This window comes from Thalassotalea litorea, assembly GCF_005843925.1.
Lineage (GTDB): Bacteria > Pseudomonadota > Gammaproteobacteria > Enterobacterales > Alteromonadaceae > Thalassotalea_A > Thalassotalea_A litorea_A.
Map to the genome: position 1 here is coordinate 126612 of NZ_VCBC01000006.1, position 18005 is coordinate 144616.

The 18005-nt window shown below is 45.4% G+C and carries 11 protein-coding genes; all 11 read left to right on the top strand.

Going from position 1 to position 18005, the window contains the following annotated elements; genetic code table 11:
- Position 1: 1 nt before the first annotated feature.
- The 11 genes from FE810_RS07460 to FE810_RS07510 all read left to right on the top strand — a co-directional run bounded on the left by FE810_RS07460 (position 2) and on the right by FE810_RS07510 (position 17945).
- Entirely contained in the window at positions 2 to 1372 is a 1371-nt protein-coding gene (locus FE810_RS07460) for an NAD(P)(+) transhydrogenase (Re/Si-specific) subunit beta (RefSeq protein WP_138319409.1), read from the top strand.
- A 209-nt stretch (positions 1373 to 1581) separates the two neighbouring features.
- Positions 1582 to 3774 carry a bifunctional rhamnulose-1-phosphate aldolase/short-chain dehydrogenase gene (locus tag FE810_RS07465; protein ID WP_138319410.1) on the top strand — a complete coding sequence of 731 codons (2193 nt, stop codon included), beginning with the start codon at positions 1582 to 1584 and terminating at the stop codon, positions 3772 to 3774.
- A gap of 26 nt (positions 3775 to 3800) precedes the next feature.
- Positions 3801 to 5093, top strand: a complete 1293-nt coding sequence (gene rhaI, locus FE810_RS07470; RefSeq protein ID WP_138319411.1) for an L-rhamnose catabolism isomerase — start codon at positions 3801 to 3803, stop codon at positions 5091 to 5093.
- A 97-nt stretch (positions 5094 to 5190) separates the two neighbouring features.
- A complete protein-coding gene (gene fbaA / locus FE810_RS07475; RefSeq protein WP_171022293.1) occupies positions 5191 to 6267 on the top strand; it encodes a class II fructose-bisphosphate aldolase in 1077 nt (358 codons plus the stop codon).
- A gap of 195 nt (positions 6268 to 6462) precedes the next feature.
- The gene (locus FE810_RS07480; protein ID WP_138319412.1) at positions 6463 to 7872 is read left to right on the top strand and encodes a sulfatase-like hydrolase/transferase; all 1410 of its coding nucleotides are present in this window, start codon (positions 6463 to 6465) and stop codon (positions 7870 to 7872) included.
- A 16-nt stretch (positions 7873 to 7888) separates the two neighbouring features.
- A complete protein-coding gene (locus FE810_RS07485) occupies positions 7889 to 9358 on the top strand; it encodes a BNR-4 repeat-containing protein (RefSeq protein WP_138319413.1) in 1470 nt (489 codons plus the stop codon).
- Between the two features lie 60 nt (positions 9359 to 9418).
- The gene (locus tag FE810_RS07490; RefSeq protein WP_138319414.1) at positions 9419 to 10645 is read left to right on the top strand and encodes a glycoside hydrolase family 88/105 protein; all 1227 of its coding nucleotides are present in this window, start codon (positions 9419 to 9421) and stop codon (positions 10643 to 10645) included.
- Between the two features lie 112 nt (positions 10646 to 10757).
- Positions 10758 to 11774: a ThuA domain-containing protein gene (locus FE810_RS07495; protein ID WP_138319415.1), complete on the top strand. Its 1017-nt coding sequence runs from the start codon at positions 10758 to 10760 to the stop codon at positions 11772 to 11774.
- A gap of 17 nt (positions 11775 to 11791) precedes the next feature.
- Positions 11792 to 14620 carry a family 78 glycoside hydrolase catalytic domain gene (locus FE810_RS07500; RefSeq protein ID WP_138319416.1) on the top strand — a complete coding sequence of 943 codons (2829 nt, stop codon included), beginning with the start codon at positions 11792 to 11794 and terminating at the stop codon, positions 14618 to 14620.
- A gap of 79 nt (positions 14621 to 14699) precedes the next feature.
- Positions 14700 to 16142: a sulfatase family protein gene (locus tag FE810_RS07505; RefSeq protein WP_246036973.1), complete on the top strand. Its 1443-nt coding sequence runs from the start codon at positions 14700 to 14702 to the stop codon at positions 16140 to 16142.
- Between the two features lie 90 nt (positions 16143 to 16232).
- Positions 16233 to 17945: a BNR-4 repeat-containing protein gene (locus tag FE810_RS07510; RefSeq protein WP_138319417.1), complete on the top strand. Its 1713-nt coding sequence runs from the start codon at positions 16233 to 16235 to the stop codon at positions 17943 to 17945.
- Positions 17946 to 18005: the final 60 nt, after the last annotated feature.

The window sequence follows — 18005 nt, forward strand, 5'->3', positions numbered from 1 at the left end:
CATGACCGATTACTCAATAATAATAAATTTTGTTTATGTTCTCAGTGCCACCCTATTTATTTTTGGATTAAAGCTTCTCAGCCATCCGTCGACGGCCAGAAAAGGCAATTTATTGTCGGCATTAGCAATGTTTGTCGCGGTTATCGTAACCTTGCTTGATCAGCAGATTATTTCCTTTGAATTGATTCTGGTTTGTTTTGTTATTGGTTCCATTCTTGGGGTGATTGCGGCCCGGAAAGTGGCCATGACCTCGATGCCAGAATTGGTATCGTTATTTAATGGTATCGGTGGTTTGGCTAGTCTTGCGGTTGCTTATGCGACGCTGGTGGGAGGTGAAAACCTGTCCGTATTTATCATTTTAGTCAGTTTTGTTGCATTGCTTATCGGTGCAATTACATTTTCAGGAAGTATTGTTGCCTGGGCTAAACTGAGTGAGCGCATGATTGGACGACCTATCGCTTTTAAGGGCCAGATCTTTGCCAACATCGCACTATTGTTAGGTATTTTGCTTAGTGCGGTTTTAATTTGTGCGCAGCCAGAAATTGCGACCTGGCATTATTTAGCCATCGGACTTGCGCTGTTGATGGGGGTTATGCTGGTTTTGCCAATCGGTGGTGCTGACATGCCAGTGGTTATTTCACTCCTAAATAGCTACTCCGGCCTTGCAGCTTGTGCCGCGGGATTCGCATTAGAAAATAACCTTCTGATTGTCGCTGGTGCGCTGGTAGGCGCGAGTGGCATTATCCTGACCAATATCATGTGTAAAGCGATGAATCGTTCCCTCATGAATGTAATGACGTCAGGTTTTCAAGCGGTACAATCCAGCGATATGAAAATTGAAGGGGAAATAAAGCCTCTTTCCGCTGATGATGCTTACTATGTTCTGGAAGCGGCCCAATCGGTTTTGGTAATTCCCGGCTATGGAATGGCGGTGGCGCAGGCCCAACACACGATGAAGGAACTGCAGGAGTTACTTGAGAGTAATGGTGCCGAAGTGTCTTATGCGATTCATCCTGTTGCCGGGCGTATGCCTGGTCATATGAATGTATTATTGGCTGAGGCGGATGTCTCCTATGAGCAATTGTTCGAAATGGATGAGGTAAACCCTAGAATCGAAGGTTATGACGTGGCAATCGTTATTGGCGCCAATGACGTTGTTAACCCGGCAGCCAGAGAGCTAAAAGGCAGCCCTATTTACGGCATGCCTGTGATTAATGCCGATCTTGCAAAAAATGTGTTTGTATTAAAAAGAGGCATGGCTACCGGTTTTGCCGGAGTCGATAACCCACTTTTCTTTAAACCTAATTGTCGAATGATTTTTGGGGACGCGAAAGAAACGTTAGGAAATCTGGTCAGGCAGTTTGCGGATTAACGATTCAGATGGTTAATTCATTCAAAAAGCACCGCTTAGCGGTGCTTTTTTTTGCTGGAAGTTTCGTGCAAATATCATTCAGATAGGATGCTTCTGACACTTAATGATTGAATTTGATTATTAATGCTTGACTGTGTTCGTTAGGTCGGTAGTATGGCATTTATTAATAATAACTCGCTTAAGTCTGTCAAAATGGAGAGACAAAACTGATGCAAAGCCAGAAAAATGATTTTAGACACGTTAACTACAGTTGGGATGATGCCGTTGCCGATGAGTTAACAGAATTAGAAAGTTTGGTCTATCGTTCAAACATACTCGGTGCTGACCAACGTATTACCAATACCGGTGGTGGTAACACCTCAGCTAAGTTAATGGAAATTGATCCTTTGACCGGTGAAAATGTTGAAGTGTTATGGGTAAAGGGTTCTGGTGGTGATTTACGCACGGCAAAGGCGGAAAACTTTTCTTCTTTATATCAGGGCAAGCTGGAAGCGCTCGACGAAACCTACCAGAAGCAGCCTGAAACGGGTTATAAATCGGCAGGCGAAGATGCCATGATTGGCATGTATAAGCACTGTAATTTTTGTCTTAATCCACGTGCTTCTTCGATCGATACACCATTACATTCAATGATTGCTGATAAACATGTCGATCACTTGCATCCCAATGCCGTAATCGCGGTTGCCTCGTGTAAAGATCAGGAATCATTAACCGAAACGATCTGGGGTGGCAAAATGGCATACGTGCCATGGATGCGTCCAGGATGGGAAGCGGCAAAGGTTTGTGAGCAAGCCTATGCAGACAAACCGGATAGTGTCGGTATCTTGCTGGGGCAGCATGGCCATACAAACTGGAATAGTGAAAGTAAAAGCTGTTATGAAACATCACTTTGGGTGATTGAAACCGCAGCGCGCTATATTGAACAGCATGACAAGGGTGAAATGACTTTTGGTGGCCCAAAGGTAAGCAGTTTAGCGGACGCAGAACGCACGGAGTTATTGGCTAAGTTTCTACCTGTTGCCCGTGGTTTGCTGTCAAACAAAGTCAAATTCATTGCCACAGTGCAAACCGATGAAAACGCCTTGCGTTTTGTCAATAGCGTTGATGCTCCGCGTTTAGCGAAACTTGGGACTTCTTGCCCAGATCATTTCTTAAGAACCAAAATTCAACCACTGTACGTTGACTTTGATCCTCAGCAAGATGATTTTGATACTTTGGTGACTAAGTTAAAGGCGGGTATCGAACAATATCGCATTGACTACACCGAATATTACAAAAATTGTAAACGTGATGATTCCCCTGCCATGCGTGATCCTAGCCCAACGGTAATCCTGATCCCTGGTGTCGGCATTATCGGTTGGGGGAAAAATAAAAGTGAATCTCGAGTTACTACCGAGTTTTATAACTGTGCTATTGAAGTCATGCGTGGCGCGGAAGCGATCAGTGAATACACCGCTTTGCCACAGCAAGAAGCCTTTGATATTGAATACTGGGCATTGGAAGAAGCGAAATTACAGCGCATGCCAAAAGAAGCGCCACTCGCACGTGACGTCGTGGTGGTGATCGGTGCCGGAGACGGCATTGGCAAAGAAACGGCATTTCGCGTAGCGAAAGAAGGTGCCCATGTTGTATGTGCAGACCTTCGATTTGAAGCGGCGCAAAAAACCGCCGACGAACTTACCGCAATTTACGGCCAGGGTATTGGCGTTGCTGGTACGGGGATTTCAGGTTGTGGACCGGCGATTGCACAGGACGTTGATATTACCAACCGTGAAAGCGTTGCCAAAATGTTTGAACAGATTACGCTGGCGTACGGTGGTATTGATAAAGTGATCGTTACCGCGGGTGTCTTTTTAGCACCGGGTCAAGCGGGTATGAGCAATGACCAGATGTTTGATATTAGTTTTTCTGTCAACGTTAAAGGCGGCTATATCGTCGGTACCGAAGCGAATCAAATCTGGAAAGCTCAGGGATTGACAGGGGCTATGGTATTAACCACCAGTGTAAATGCCGCGGTTTCGAAAAAAGGTTCGCTTGCCTACGACACGAGTAAAGCAGCGGCCAACCACCTGGTGCGTGAGTTAGCGGTCGAATTGTCTCCGTTGGTGAACGTAAATGGTTTGGCACCGGCCACGGTCGTTAAAGGCAGTACCATGTTCCCAAGGGATCGAGTTATCGCATCGTTAAGCAAATATAATGTTGAGTTTTCCGAATCTGATTCTGACGATGAATTACGGGATAAACTTGCAGGATTTTATGCCCAACGCACCTTGACCAAAAAGCCAATTACGCCTGCGGATCAAGCCGAAGCCGCGTATTTGTTAGTGTCTGGACAGTTGAGTAAAACGACCGGACAAATTATCAGTGTAGACGGTGGTTTACACGAAGCGTTCTTACGCTAAATCGAAGAATAAGAGTAGGAAAGAGCATGACTCAACGTATCGATAAAGCGCTTATTGCAGAAGAAAATGCAAAATTAGCAGGCTTTTTAAAAGAAGATTATGAGGCGCTGGGCAATCAATTAGCCCGTGACGATATCAATATTGAAGATATCACCGCCAAAGCCGAGCAATTTCAAATTGCGGTGCCTTCCTGGGGTACCGGTACCGGTGGTACCCGTTTTGCACGCTTTCCTGGCGAAGGTGAGCCGCGCAATATCTGGGAAAAGCTGGAAGATAGCGCGGTTATCAATGACTTATCACAGTGTACCGAGCGAGTATCGCCACATTTTCCCTGGGATAAAGTGGATGACTTTACGGAATTAAAGCAAACCTCGGACAGCTTAAACCTGAAATGGGATTCGATTAACTCCAACACGTTTCAGGATCAACCGGGCCAAGCGCATAGTTTTAAATACGGTAGTTTAAGCAACACCCGCGCGGAATCACGGGATTTGGCGATTCAGCACAACTTAGATTGTATTGAATGGGGTAAAGCCTTAGGTTCCAAAACGTTAACGGTTTGGGTGGGTGATGGCTCTAACCATCCGGGTCAACAACATTTTCAAAGTGCGTTTGAGCGTTATCTTGACAGCATGAAGCAGATTTATGCAGGTCTGCCGAGTGATTGGGAATTGCACATTGAACACAAGATGTTTGAACCTGCGTTCTACTCAACCATTATTCAGGATTGGGGCAGTAACATTCTTGCGGCGATGGAGTTAGGGCCACAGGCCAAATCTCTGGTGGATTTAGGGCACCATGCGCCGAACGTTAATATTGAAATGATCGTATCTCGTTTGATCCAGTTTAAAAAGTTGGGTGGTTTCCACTTTAATGATTCGAAATATGGTGATGATGATTTAGATAGTGGCAGTTTACATCCGTATCAACAGTTTCTTATTTTCAATGAGCTTGTCGATGCGCAATACCGTAACCAGGAAGGTTTCGGACCGAACTATATGTTAGATCAATCGCACAACGTAACCGACCCAATCGAAAGTCTGATGAATTCAGCGGCGAGTGTTCAGCGCTCTTACGTTGCGGCATTGATTGTAGATCGTAAGAAGCTTAGCGGCTATCAACAGGACAATGATGCGTTGATGGCGAGTAACACGTTAAAGAAAGCCTTTACGACGGATGTGTCACCAATTCTTGAGATGGCACGTTTTAACCGAGGTGGGGCGATTGATCCCATCGCTGTGTATCGAGCATCGGGCTACCGGGCTCAGGCTGGCCGTGAACGTCCTAATAGTGGCGGTAACGGTTCAGGCATCGTGTAACGAATTTTACTATCCCTGTTGTTGTTTTTACACGAAGGAGTATTCCTTCGTGTTTTTTTTTAAGTCATTGCCCCATCACATTTTATTAGGAATTAATATGAATCTTTCCGATATCGTGCCCGCTGGAGTGGTCAGTGGTGAGCACCTCGAAACGCTTTATCGGGTAGCAAGAGAAAATGAATTTGCATACCCAGCCGTCAATGTCATCGGCACGAACTCTATTAACGCGGCATTGGAAGCTGCAAAGTTAGCCGGTTCTCCTGTCATTATTCAACTCTCTTATAGTGGTGCCGCATTTTTCGTCGGCAAAGGCGCAGATTTAACAGGACACCAACCGAGTATTCTTGGCGCTATTTCGGCCGCACATTATATTCATCGCGTGGCGAAATTTTATGGTGTGCCGGTCATATTGCACACCGATCACGCAGCAAAAAAACTACTGCCCTGGATTGATGGCCTGTTGGATGCTGGTGACGCGTATTTTCAGGAACATGGCAAGCCATTATTTAGCTCGCACATGCTCGACTTGTCGGAACAACCCCTCGAAGAAAATATTGAGATTTGCCGACGCTACCTTAAACGTATGGCGCCTTTGGAAATGGCGATTGAAATTGAGCTTGGTTGCACCGGTGGTGAAGAGGACGGTGTGGATAATACCGAGATAGACAATGCCTTGCTGTATACCCAACCTCAAGATGTCGCGTATGCCTATGAGCAATTATCTACCGTCAGCAATGCGTTTACGATAGCAGCCTCCTTTGGCAATGTGCACGGAGTTTACAAGCCGGGAAATGTCAGATTGACACCCGAGATATTGAAAAACTCTCAGGCGTTTGTCAGTGAGGCATTTGAACTTGCGCAAAAATCGTTAAACTTTGTATTTCATGGTGGCTCTGGATCCAGCGCCGAAGAAATCAAAGAAGCGATCGGTTATGGCGTTATAAAGATGAATATTGATACCGATACGCAATGGGCATCCTGGTCGGGAGTGCACCGCTACTATCAGAATAATAAAGGTTACCTGCAAAGCCAAATTGGTAATCCTGACGATGAAAATGCGCCCAATAAGAAGCATTATGATCCGCGAGTCTGGTTACGAGAGCTCGAGCAATCAATGGCTGCGCGCCTGCAACAGGCTTTTGCCGAACTTAATTGTCTATCGCGCTACAAATAATGAACAGTGATTGTGGCGGGATCTAATCAATCATTTAGAAATACATCGCATCAAAAACAATCATAAAGGGTCATTATATGTCTTTGGGATCGCTTGGTGTTGATGTAATATAAATCGAAAATAATTAAACAATATTTTCAGTCTACTGGAAATGCGTACCTGGTTAGACAGGTACATTGAGTTTTGGGGAAACATATGAAAGCAAGAATAAGTCATTTGCTTAGGAATTTTTTAAATATTGCTTTGTTTGCTGGGGTGTCAACGAGTGCCCTGGCAGCAGACAAACCAAATATCATCTTTATTCTCACCGATGATCTAGGTTTTAATCAGGTTGGAGCCTACGGTAATACACCGATTAAAACACCAAACTTAGACCAAATGGCAAGCAACGGTATTCGTTTTGATCAAGCCTATTCGGGCAACACCGTCTGTTCGCCATCCCGAGTGTCATTGTTCACCGGCCGTGACGGCCGTTACATGGCAAACAACTCCAATACTGTCGAGCTTAATCATAAAGACATTACGCTTGCACATGTCCTGAAATATGCCGATTACGATACGACCTTAATTGGCAAATATTCTATCGGCCAACAAATGGGCGTAACCGATCCATTAGCGATGGGGTTTGATACCTGGTATGGCATGTATTCCATCCTCGAAGGGCATAGACAATACCCACAGATTTTGTGGCGAGACGGACAGAAGATCCGTATTAAGGAAAATGAAGGTGGTCGCAAAGGTGCTTATGCACAAAGGCTATTCACCGATGAAGCGATTAGTTACATCAAACAAGAACGAGAAAACCCCTTTTTCATGATGCTGACTTATTCCTCTCCGCATGCGGAACTCGGCGTTCCTGAGCAGTTCAGTGAGCAATATCAGTTGTCAGAGAAACCGTATCATGGCATGACTGGAGGAACGCCAGCGGACAAGTATGCGGCCTATTACCCTGAGCCTGTAGAGCAACCGAATGCCGTACTTGCGGGCATGGTCTCGGCATTGGATCATTATGTTGGGGAAATCCTCGACACCCTGGAGCAACAAGGTCAACTCGATAATACGATTATCATTTTTACATCTGACAATGGGCCACATGATGAAGGTGGTGCGGATCCGGAATTTTTCCAAGCCTCTGCACCGTATAAAGGTCAAAAACGAGATTTGTACGATGGCGGTATTCATGTACCTATGATTTTGCAATGGCCAGAAAAAATTAAACAAGGGCGAATCGACAATACGCCTTGGGCATTTGCGGATGTATTGCCGACGTTAGCGGATATTGCCGATGTTAATCTGAATATGGTGCCAAGAGTCAGCACTAATGGCGTGTCCATTAAGGGATTGTTAAGTGATAAACCAACGCCCATGCAAGAACGGATTCTATATTGGGAGTTTTCTAAACAGGTTGGCGATCCCAACTCAGGCATTATTGGCGATACCTATCAGGCTGCCCGAAAAGGCGATTGGAAAGCCGTTCGATATGGCTTTGATGCGCCACTTGAACTCTACAATATCATCGCTGATCCCAACGAGTCTAAGAATCTTGCCAAAGATCAAAGTGAATTAGCAGAACAATTTTTGCAGTTATTTGAACAGTACAAATAACGGCACAGAGGTAGTCATGCAATCTATAAACGTTAATAAATTATTCCGTAAAAATGGGTGGTTCTTAAGCAGTGCCTTGATCCTGATTTCACTTTGTAGCGGTTGCGCTAACGATCAAGCGCCTGAACCGGACAATGCTGCGGTGCAATTAGTGGATTATTTCGCGGACAATGGTACCGGCAACCCATTAGCCATAGTTCAGCACCCTGCGGGTGAGCACCACAATGGTGTTACTTATGTATCTTATCAGGGGCCTTTCGAAGATCCTTATGTTGCAGCATACAATCATCAGACAAAAGAATGGCTCGGACCTTTCCGAGCCGGTACGAGCGAACTAGGGCGACGTGCAGAGCGCACGAAGTTTGATAATCATGGCAAACCCACATTATTGATTGATGATGCGGGCTATATTCATATTTTTTATGGCGGGCATGGCGGTGACAAACATCACGGCGACAACCCCTTAGGCAATGTTCATCATGGCGCCAATAAACATTCCATCTCTAAAAAGCCTCTGGACATCAGTGAGTGGGAAGAAATTGATAATATTTCTGTGTTTGGTACCTATAATCAGGCTTTAAAAATGGACAATGGCGATATCTATCTGTTTTATCGCCATGGCGCGCATCGCAGTGACTGGGTTTATCAAAAATCGACAGATAATGGCCGAACTTTCACACCACCGGTTTCTTTTTTGAAACATAAACGACGCGATGATGTAAACGCCGTTGATAGCTGGTACCCCTGGGTGGGTCATGGTCAGGGCAATGACATTATCGTCAGCTTTGATTATCACTTGTGCCGCGATTCAAGCGAACATAATCAAGGCCGGGGCCATACCGCAGAACGCCATGATATCTATTATATGAGCTTTGACACAGAGTCTGGAGACTGGACTAATGTCGAAGGCGAATCGCTATCGATACCTCTGACTCGCGAAGATGCAGAGCAAAAGACTTTGGTCAAAAGCATCGACGATCTGTGGACATTCAATGGGTCTGTTCATCTCGACTCTCAGGGCTACCCGCATATTGCGGTTAATGCTGGTGAAGATAAAGGTGCGAAATCCGGCGGCCCTAAGCTAACTCGACATTTTCGTTGGGACGGCAAGCAATGGCTTGGCGGGGAGACAGTTAATGGCAGGGAAAGTGGTCAGTCACGAGGCGACTTTATGTTGTCAGCAACTAACGAAGTCAATTATATACTAGCCAGTGATTATGACAAAGCTGGGGTAATCGCCTGGTGGCACAGCAAAAATGGTGGTGACACCTTTACCCAGGGAAAAACGCTTTTAACGCGCAAAAACTCGAGTTTTGCGATCACTTCAATAATCAAAAACGCCCATCCCGACGCTTTGGTTTTGGTTGCTGAAAAAATCCAGGGCAACGCGGATCGAAAAATCTATCTGCTGGGCGAGAATGGGCCGGTGCCAAGAGCACGGCAAGAAGCAACATTAGAAAAAGATAAATCCACTTTTAAACAATGATCCAACAACAATAAAATGATTAACAAATCGATGATAAATGAAAGAATTTAGGGTGTATTCATGCTTAATAAAATAACTAAGATGGCAATGTTGCCATTCGCTATAACATTCGGCTTAACTGGGTGTGGTGAAGCCAATCAACCGGCAAATGAATTATCGCAGCCCGTTGCACAAGTCACTACAGCATCGGCCGAATCCATACGTCAATCGGCCTATGACATCGCTAAGCGCGCAGGGCATTGGCAGATTGAACAGTTTGGTAATTTGTCGTATATCCCCGAGTCTCACCGTGAAAAATCGGAGAATCCGAAATTCTGGATTCAGGCAGCCTTTTATATTGGCCTGACAAAGTGGACCGAAATATCCCAGGATAAAGAATTTCTGACCTATATGGAAAAAATGGCAGCAGAGCAGAACTATGAATTGTTGGTCGACAGACCCTACCATGCCGATGACCATACGATTGGACAAACATATCTTTGGTTAACCGAGCAAACCAATAATCAACAGGCCTATAAGCCAACACAAGCGCATTTTGACTGGATTTTGGCGAACAAACCGGACGTTGGACTGACCATGTTAGACAGTACAGCAAGCGGTTCTGGAAACGTACATCAGGAAGGCAATTGTCAACTTCGTTGGTGTTGGGCTGATGCCCTGTTTATGGCGCCGAGAACCTGGCTTAAACTGTCAAACGTAACGGGTGATCCCAAATATTTTGAGTATGCCGATGCCGAATTCTGGGCGGCGGCAGACTATTTGTTTTCTGATCATTATGGTTTGTTTTTTCGCGATAGCCGTTACTTCGATATGAAAAGTGACAATGGCGAACCGGTTTTCTGGGGACGAGGAAATGGTTGGGTATTTGCAGCGCTACCATTGATCATTGATGATCTACCGCAAGGTCATCCATCGAAAGAGCGTTATTTGGCCCTTTACAAGAAAAATGCCGCGAGCCTGTTGAAGTTGCAAACGGCAGAGGGCTATTGGCCGGCATCCTTGATGGATCCCGAGAAAGTCAAAACACCTGAAGTTAGTGGTACTGGGTTTATCACCTATGGCCTTGCCTGGGGTGTTAACAACGGTATCTTAACCGAACCTGATGCCAAAGCGGTGGTTGAGAAAGGTTGGGCGGCGTTGACCAAAGCGGTAGAGCCAAGTGGACGTGTAAATTGGGTTCAGCATGTCGGTAAATCACCGGATCCTGTAAAGAAAACAGACTCTCAATTATATGGCGTAGGTGCGGTGCTGTTAGCAGCCTCCGAAATGTCTAAGTGGCAAGAATAAGCAGATAAAACCTGTTGATGGCTAGTATTCACTAGCCATTTTTTTATCTAGATTTCCCGGTCATCGGCATTGATAGCCGTTACCCGCTTGATATCGAAAAGCGAGAAACATAATGAAAATACGCGCTTTGCTTAACATCGTCGGTTTATCTGCCCTTGTGTACAGTTTGACCGGACTAAGTCCATCGACTGCGCTGGAAGCGGAAGCCAATAAACTTAACGTGTTGATTGTCGATGGTCAGAATAACCATAAAGTATGGCCAGTCAGTACGGCAATGATGAGACAATATCTGCTGCAAACCGGATTGTTCTCCGTCGATGTTTATCGCACGGAGCCAGTCTGGCGCTTTGATTTTGAACTATCGGATAACGCTTTTCGCCAACACGCACATAAATCCCATTTTAAAGTTGATGAACCAATCTCTGATCCGTCATTCAGGCCTGATTTTGATCGCTATGATGTGGTCGTTTCAAATTTCGGCTACAAGGCTGCACCATGGCCCGAAGCGACGCAACAGGCATTTACAGCGTTTGTTGGCAATGGTGGTGGCTTTGTTTCGGTACATGCCGCCAATAATGCGTTTCCAGACTGGCCCGAATATAACCTGTTAACAGGGCTTGGCGGCTGGGGCGATCGTGATGAGCATGCCGGACCTTATGTGTATTTTGATGAGCAGGGTCAAAAGGTTATTGATCATTCAAAAGGTCCTGCGGGTGCGCATGGCAACAAACATGAATTCCAAATCCGTCAACGGAATGTTCATCCAATTACCGCAGATCTGCCGCAAGTCTGGATGCATAGCAAAGACGAGTGTTATGGCAAGCTTAGGGGCCCTGCAGTAAATATGAACATTATCGCTACCGCTTATTGCCCTGCAGAAGAGCAGGGAACGGGACGCCATGAACCCGCACTGATGACGATTACGTATAAGCAGGGGCGTATATTCCATACCACGTTAGGGCACCAGCAGGAATCCTTTGAGAGTGTCGGCTTTATTGTCACCTTTACCCGAGGCGTGCAATGGGCCGCTACGGGCGAAGTGACACTGGCAAAACCGCAGGATTTTCCTAGCGAAAATGCTTCGTCCCGCCGACCATTTATCATCGATACATCAACCCATAATAATTAATAAAAGTATCAAAGATTATGAACTTGACCCGATTACCCTCAGTACTATTATTGCTTGCCCTGTTGAACGTTACGATGCTCTTACAGGGTTGTCAGTCAGACGATGCTCCCTTATTAGGTAAAGCTCCTGTTGAGCTAAGTGTCGGAGAGGGGGTGACGAATCCCCTTGGCTATTATGAGTCTGAACCTCGATTTTCCTGGCAATTAGCCAACGATGCGATAGGCAATTTTCAATCCGCTTATCAAATACAGTTAAGCAAACAAAATCCTGAATTCAGCAAGGCAAATGTTTACTGGGATTCTGGCAAGGTGGATTCAGAACGAAACAGCTGGGTTCGCTATTCAGGCAGCAAATTACGGTCAAGAGATAAGGTCTTTTGGCGGGTCAGGATCTGGGATGACAAACAACGAGTCTCGAACTGGAGTCAGGTACAATCGATGGAGCTTGGACTGCTAAATAATTCCGATTGGCAGGCACAGTGGATTGGCCACCCAGATACGGCAATAGAAAAACAGCCTGAACAAGCATTACTGGCCAAAGCTCAATATCTTCGTACCGAGTTTAATTTGAGTGAAAACGTCAAAAAGGCCCGTTTATATGTCTCTGCGAAAGGGCTGTTCAAGGCATATCTCAATGGTAGTGAAATTGCGCCCGAAGATGTCATGACCCCAGGCTGGACACCTTATCAAAAACGTATCGAAACCCTGACATACGATGTTACTGACATGCTCGCGAAGGGCCGCAATGTGATCGCAGGGAATATCGCAGGCGGTTGGTATGCAGGACGAGTGTACAAATTTAAAGACAAAGAACACCGTTTGCCGGCGCGCTTTATTGCGCAATTAGAAATTGAGTTTGAGTCCGGACAAACCAAGATAATTGCGTCGGATCAGAACTGGCTCAGCTTCGTCGATGGACCCATACAGTTCGCTAGTATTTACGATGGTGAACACTATTACCAGGCGCGGGAAATAGATGGTTGGACGCAGCCTTCTTTTACGCCGGATGGCTGGCAACAAGTCGTGACTGCAGCGATTCGTGATGAGGTGAAACTGGTCCCCAAGCAACATGCTCCAGTACGGGTAATTGAAAGCTTAACCAAGCCTGCAATTGTTGCGGTTGAAAATGGCAAAGTCATTTATGACTTTGGTCAGAACATGGTCGGCGTGCCGCAGATCCAGCTTCCCGTAAAAGCTGGCCAGACCGTACAATTAAGATTTGCTGAAGCGCTCCATAAGGGGGAATTTTATACGGATAATTATCGCAGTGCGGAATCCACCGTTTTTTATCACCCTAATAAAGATGGGATAGTGAGCTATCGTCCAAGGTTTACCTATTTTGGCTATCGATATATTGAAATCACTGGTTATGATCCGGAATTTATCCCGAGTGAGGACTGGTTGTCGGCTTTGGTACAGCATTCTGATGTGACCATTAATGCCGATTTTGCCACGTCTCAACCGAAATTAAATAAACTGGCGGAAAATATTGTCTGGGGGCTACGCAGCAATTTCTTTGATATTCCGCTGGATTGTCCACAACGAGATGAACGCCTGGGATGGACCGGAGATGCTCAGGTATTTGCAATGTCTTCTATGTATATGGCGGATGTTTATGGTTTTTGGTCGGCCTGGCTTCGAAGTGTGCGCGAAGAGCAGTCTGAGGACGGCATGATCCCGCTTTATATCCCCTTCGTTGAGTGGATAAACTGGGCTTCGTCCGGTTGGGGCGATGCGGTGACAATCATTCCCTGGGATCTTTATGTTGCGACTGGCGATGCGTCTGTGTTGGCGGATAACTATCCGATGATGCTGAGTTGGCTCGATTACCATGAGAGTCAAAGTCGTGATTATGTTTCACACATGAAAACATTTGGTGATTGGTTACAGCCATATCCCGAGGCAACAAATAAAAATGCCAACAGAGGTGATACTGATTTTCAGTTAATTTCTACGGCTTTTTATGCCCATTCCGTAGCTTTAACCCTGAAGGCTGCGCAAGTACTGGATAAAAATAAAGATGCTGAACGATTGCAGGCGCTGCTCGGGAATCTGAAATCTAGTTTTCAATCTCATTTTTTTGACGAACATTTAAATTTAACCGACTCGCAAGCGACTCAAACCGCATACCTGCTGGGGCTGGCATTTGACCTGTTTGCTGAGTCGCAACGTGGCACGGCAGAGAATAAACTCATCGCGTTAATTGATGAGGCCGATGTTCATTTGCGAACCGGCTTTCTGGGTACACCGCTATTAGCTGAGGTACTGCAAAACGCCGGTCGCAGTGATTTGGTTTACCAGTTGCTGTTTAAGGAAAGTTACCCGTCCTGGTTTTATTCCATTAACAATGGTGCGACAACCACCTGGGAACGATGGAATTCATATTCTTTGGCTGATGGCTTTAATCCCGAAGGGATGAATTCGTTAAACCATTATGCCTATGGCAGCATCTCCCGATGGTTTTATGAAGGGATTTTAGGAATAAAACCTGCGGCTCCAGGCTTTAAACATATCCTTATTGAGCCGCAGCTTAACAAAAAATTGACGTCGGCCAGTGGCTCCTATCATACCCCTCAAGGTAAAGTTTCGGTGCAATGGTCGGTGAATGAACAACGTTTCACCCTGGTACTGAAGGTCCCCAAAAATACTCAGGCCGAGGTGAAATTGCCGACGGTTACGCTCTCCAATGTGTCCGCAGAGGACGGTGCGGTAAATAACGTTGATTTATCAACATTAGGCCCGGGCCAGTATGTTATCGAAGGCACTTTGAAGCCGGAATTTACAAATTCAATGGCGCGTTTAAATGTCGTTAACTCGGATTTGATCACCCAGAAGGTTGGCAACTAAAACCAATCTTCGACTAAGCAAAACACAAGGCTTAATCAATAAAGCCATCATAGTTAAAAATTTCGTAAGGGGAAGTAAGGTGTTAGTCCATAAAGTATGCCAGGCCTTGGGCCTTTTCAACCTTTATCAGCGCTGCGTAATCAGCAGCGCTGCAGCTTTAGTGTTTGTTGCCGGTTGTGCGACGCCTGCCACAGAGCAACAAGACAAGCAAAACTCAGAAAGTGTCGGCAATACCCCGCCTAATATTTTGCTGATCCTATCGGATGATCATGCCTGGAATGATTATGGTTTTATGGGACATCCGATTGTACAGACGCCAGCGTTGGATCAATTAGCCAGCGAATCGGTCACATTCAAACACGGCTATGTGCCTACATCATTGTGTCGTCCGTCATTGGCGACCATTGCCACCGGTTTGTATGCACATCAACATGGTATTACAGGCAATGATCCTTCTCGCACATTACCCGGTGGTAAGTCCGGCCTGGAATATCAGCGACAGCGCGCCGAAATTATCAAAAAAATAGATGCGTTAGATACGCTTCCTGAATTACTGAAACAGCAAGGATATCTGTCATTGCAAACTGGAAAATGGTGGGAAGGAAGTTTTCAACGGGGTGGGTTTGATGAAGGAATGACCCGGGGCTTCCCTGAAAAAGGTGGCCGACATGGTGACGATGGTTTAAAGATTGGTAGGGAAGGTATTGTGAAAATCACCGACTTTATGGACAGAGCCAAAGCGGTGAATCAGCCATTCTTCGTGTGGTACGCGCCATATATGCCACACACGCCGCACAACCCTCCAGAACGCTTATTGCAGAAATATCGTAGTAATGCTTTGCCAATTTCAATTGCTAAATATTATGCCATGATTGAATGGTTTGATGAGACAAACCAGCAATTACTGACTCATCTTAAAAAGACAGGTTTAAAAGATAATACCTTAATCGTTTATGTTTCCGATAATGGCTGGGTATCAAATCCTACTCAAACAGGACGATTTCTCCCCAGATCCAAGCAAAGTCCTGGCGAAAGCGGCGTCCGCACCCCGATCATGTTTTCACTACCAAATCAATTCGTGCCACAGATGCGTGATGAATTTGTCAGTAGTATCGACATCGTACCAACGATATTAGCGACTGCGGATATTGAGGTGCCCAAACACTTACCAGGATTGAATTTATTTACCGCAATGCAACAACAGACGCCAATTGCTCGCGAGGCTATTTTTGGCGAAGGGTTTGCGCATGATATGCATGACATAAACGAACCAGAATCCACATTGTTATATCGCTGGGTGATCGATGGTAAGTGGAAACTCATTCTCAGTTATGATGGCAAGAATGTCAGCTATCAGAAGTATCACGATGGCGTACTGGCCGGCCCGCGTCTTTATAATTTGTTGGAAGATGAGCATGAAACCAACAATCTGGCTGACCAGTATCCGCATATCGTTGACCAGCTTGGAGAAAAATTGTCGCAATGGTATCCGATTAAAAACCGGAAAATATTGCCGCACTAATTAGCCTGGCCCATGACATCGTCCTGGGTGGCTTAAGACGTTAACCACCCGGGGGTGGCGGGTAAAACCAAAAATAAGAGGATAGCTTCCATGAATCGCACAATCATTTATCGGGCCAATGACCATCGACTGGCGCAGTATTGCAAAAGTTGCACCGTATGGCTGGTATTACTATCGGCGGTGTATTTTTTTTTCATGGCGGAGACCCGCGCTGAAATCACCTTGGAACAACAGGTAAAAATCACCGATTTAGGATTGCATTTTGATGGTGAAAAAGTCACAAGCTCGGCACAAACCAGCGATACACCAACCTATGATTATTTCTTTGGTCCTAACATTTCAGCCCATGGAGACAGCGTAAAAGCTTATAAAAACTATGTGTTTATGACCTGGTATCGTGGTGGAAAATTTGATCGTAGGGTGATGCTAAGCCGATACAATCTGGATACGGGAAGCTTGCAAACTATCGAGTTTCCCCATCAACATACGGGGTTTAATAATATCTGGTGGATCGGTGAATCTCATAATACGATTGCGGTTGGGATCAGTCCTGTAGATGAGTCCATTCACCTTTTATACGACATGCATGCCTATGGTAATCACAGACCTGCAGACGGTAGTTTATCAAATGACTATTTTCGGTACTCTTTTTCGGTGGCCGGTGCTGCGACTGTGGTCGATAGCGAGTTTAAGCTTAGTCAATTCGTCAAAGATACAAGTATCGTTAGTGAAGGGGTTAATGACTATAAACATTTAGCATTAACCGGTGACGAGGATCATAGCCAATATTCCGGATTGACGTATCCTAAATTTTTTACCAATACCGATGGTACCCTGTTGATGTATATGCGCAAAGGCGGCAACGATAACGGGGGCTATGTATTTTCTCGCTATGATGCTGGTACCAAAAGCTGGTCTGAATTTAACCAATTTAATGTCATCAATGCGAAAAATTACGGTCAGCCATACAATTGGGGATTGTACGGCAATATGAAGTACGTTAATGGCAAACTACGGGTCGGCTTTCAGCGACGTTCGGGCAATAAAGAAGATAAATATCAATATCAAAATGGATTCTATTATGCTTATTCGGATCACCCTGAAGGAGCAAGTGACTGGCAAACGCATGATGGCCAGCCTATGACTTTTCCGTTGCAAAATGCTGATGATATTAAGATATCTGAACCCGGAGATTTAGTGTCTGCAACGGGCAAAGATCAGGTTTACATTGTCCATGGGTTTGACTGGAATGTAACGGCACAAGGCGATGTCCATTTCATTGGTAAAGTGAAAGATACCGCCGCGAATCAAACGGTGTACATGCATACCTACAAACCGGCTGGCGCCGAAGAGTTTATCACGGCAACCGACTTTGCCGGAGCCGATAAGCTTTATACTGCCGGAGATAATCTGTATATCATTGGTCTTACATCCAGCGGTTATCCCTATGTTGAGAAAGCGGCAGGCGGAACAAACGATTTTACCCGGGTGTTTGAACTCAAAGATGGTCCATCGTTTCATCATGGTTCGGTATATATCGAATCGGGTAAGCTTTACTACTATTTGATGGAAAGAGGGGCAGGCAATGCATTGCCTCTGTATCTGCTGATTATCGATTTGGATATTGATACCGATAGTAGTTCGCAAAACGATAGTGACGTTGCAACCGATGGTAGTAATACCGATACAAGCACTCAGGAATCTTCGGTCAAAGATGGGAGAGGCTCTGGCGCCGGTATCCATTTTAGCCTGTTGATGCTGCTATTTTGCACTGTGATGATGCGCAGGAAAATCGATTTATGACTTATACCAATCACATTAAATTATTGCTCTCTCAGTGTGATTGGTATTATACATCAGGAC

What these genes read in the sequence shown, in the direction of transcription:
- FE810_RS07460 (WP_138319409.1), top strand. Translation starts at nt 2, where the DNA reads ATGACCGATTACTCAATAATAATAAATTTTGTTTATGTTCTCAGTGCC.
- FE810_RS07500 (WP_138319416.1), top strand. Translation starts at nt 11,792, where the DNA reads ATGAACTTGACCCGATTACCCTCAGTACTATTATTGCTTGCCCTGTTG.
- FE810_RS07465 (WP_138319410.1), top strand. Translation starts at nt 1,582, where the DNA reads ATGCAAAGCCAGAAAAATGATTTTAGACACGTTAACTACAGTTGGGAT.
- rhaI (WP_138319411.1), top strand. Translation starts at nt 3,801, where the DNA reads ATGACTCAACGTATCGATAAAGCGCTTATTGCAGAAGAAAATGCAAAA.
- FE810_RS07480 (WP_138319412.1), top strand. Translation starts at nt 6,463, where the DNA reads ATGAAAGCAAGAATAAGTCATTTGCTTAGGAATTTTTTAAATATTGCT.
- FE810_RS07485 (WP_138319413.1), top strand. Translation starts at nt 7,889, where the DNA reads ATGCAATCTATAAACGTTAATAAATTATTCCGTAAAAATGGGTGGTTC.
- fbaA (WP_171022293.1), top strand. Translation starts at nt 5,191, where the DNA reads ATGAATCTTTCCGATATCGTGCCCGCTGGAGTGGTCAGTGGTGAGCAC.
- FE810_RS07495 (WP_138319415.1), top strand. Translation starts at nt 10,758, where the DNA reads ATGAAAATACGCGCTTTGCTTAACATCGTCGGTTTATCTGCCCTTGTG.
- FE810_RS07490 (WP_138319414.1), top strand. Translation starts at nt 9,419, where the DNA reads ATGCTTAATAAAATAACTAAGATGGCAATGTTGCCATTCGCTATAACA.
- FE810_RS07510 (WP_138319417.1), top strand. Translation starts at nt 16,233, where the DNA reads ATGAATCGCACAATCATTTATCGGGCCAATGACCATCGACTGGCGCAG.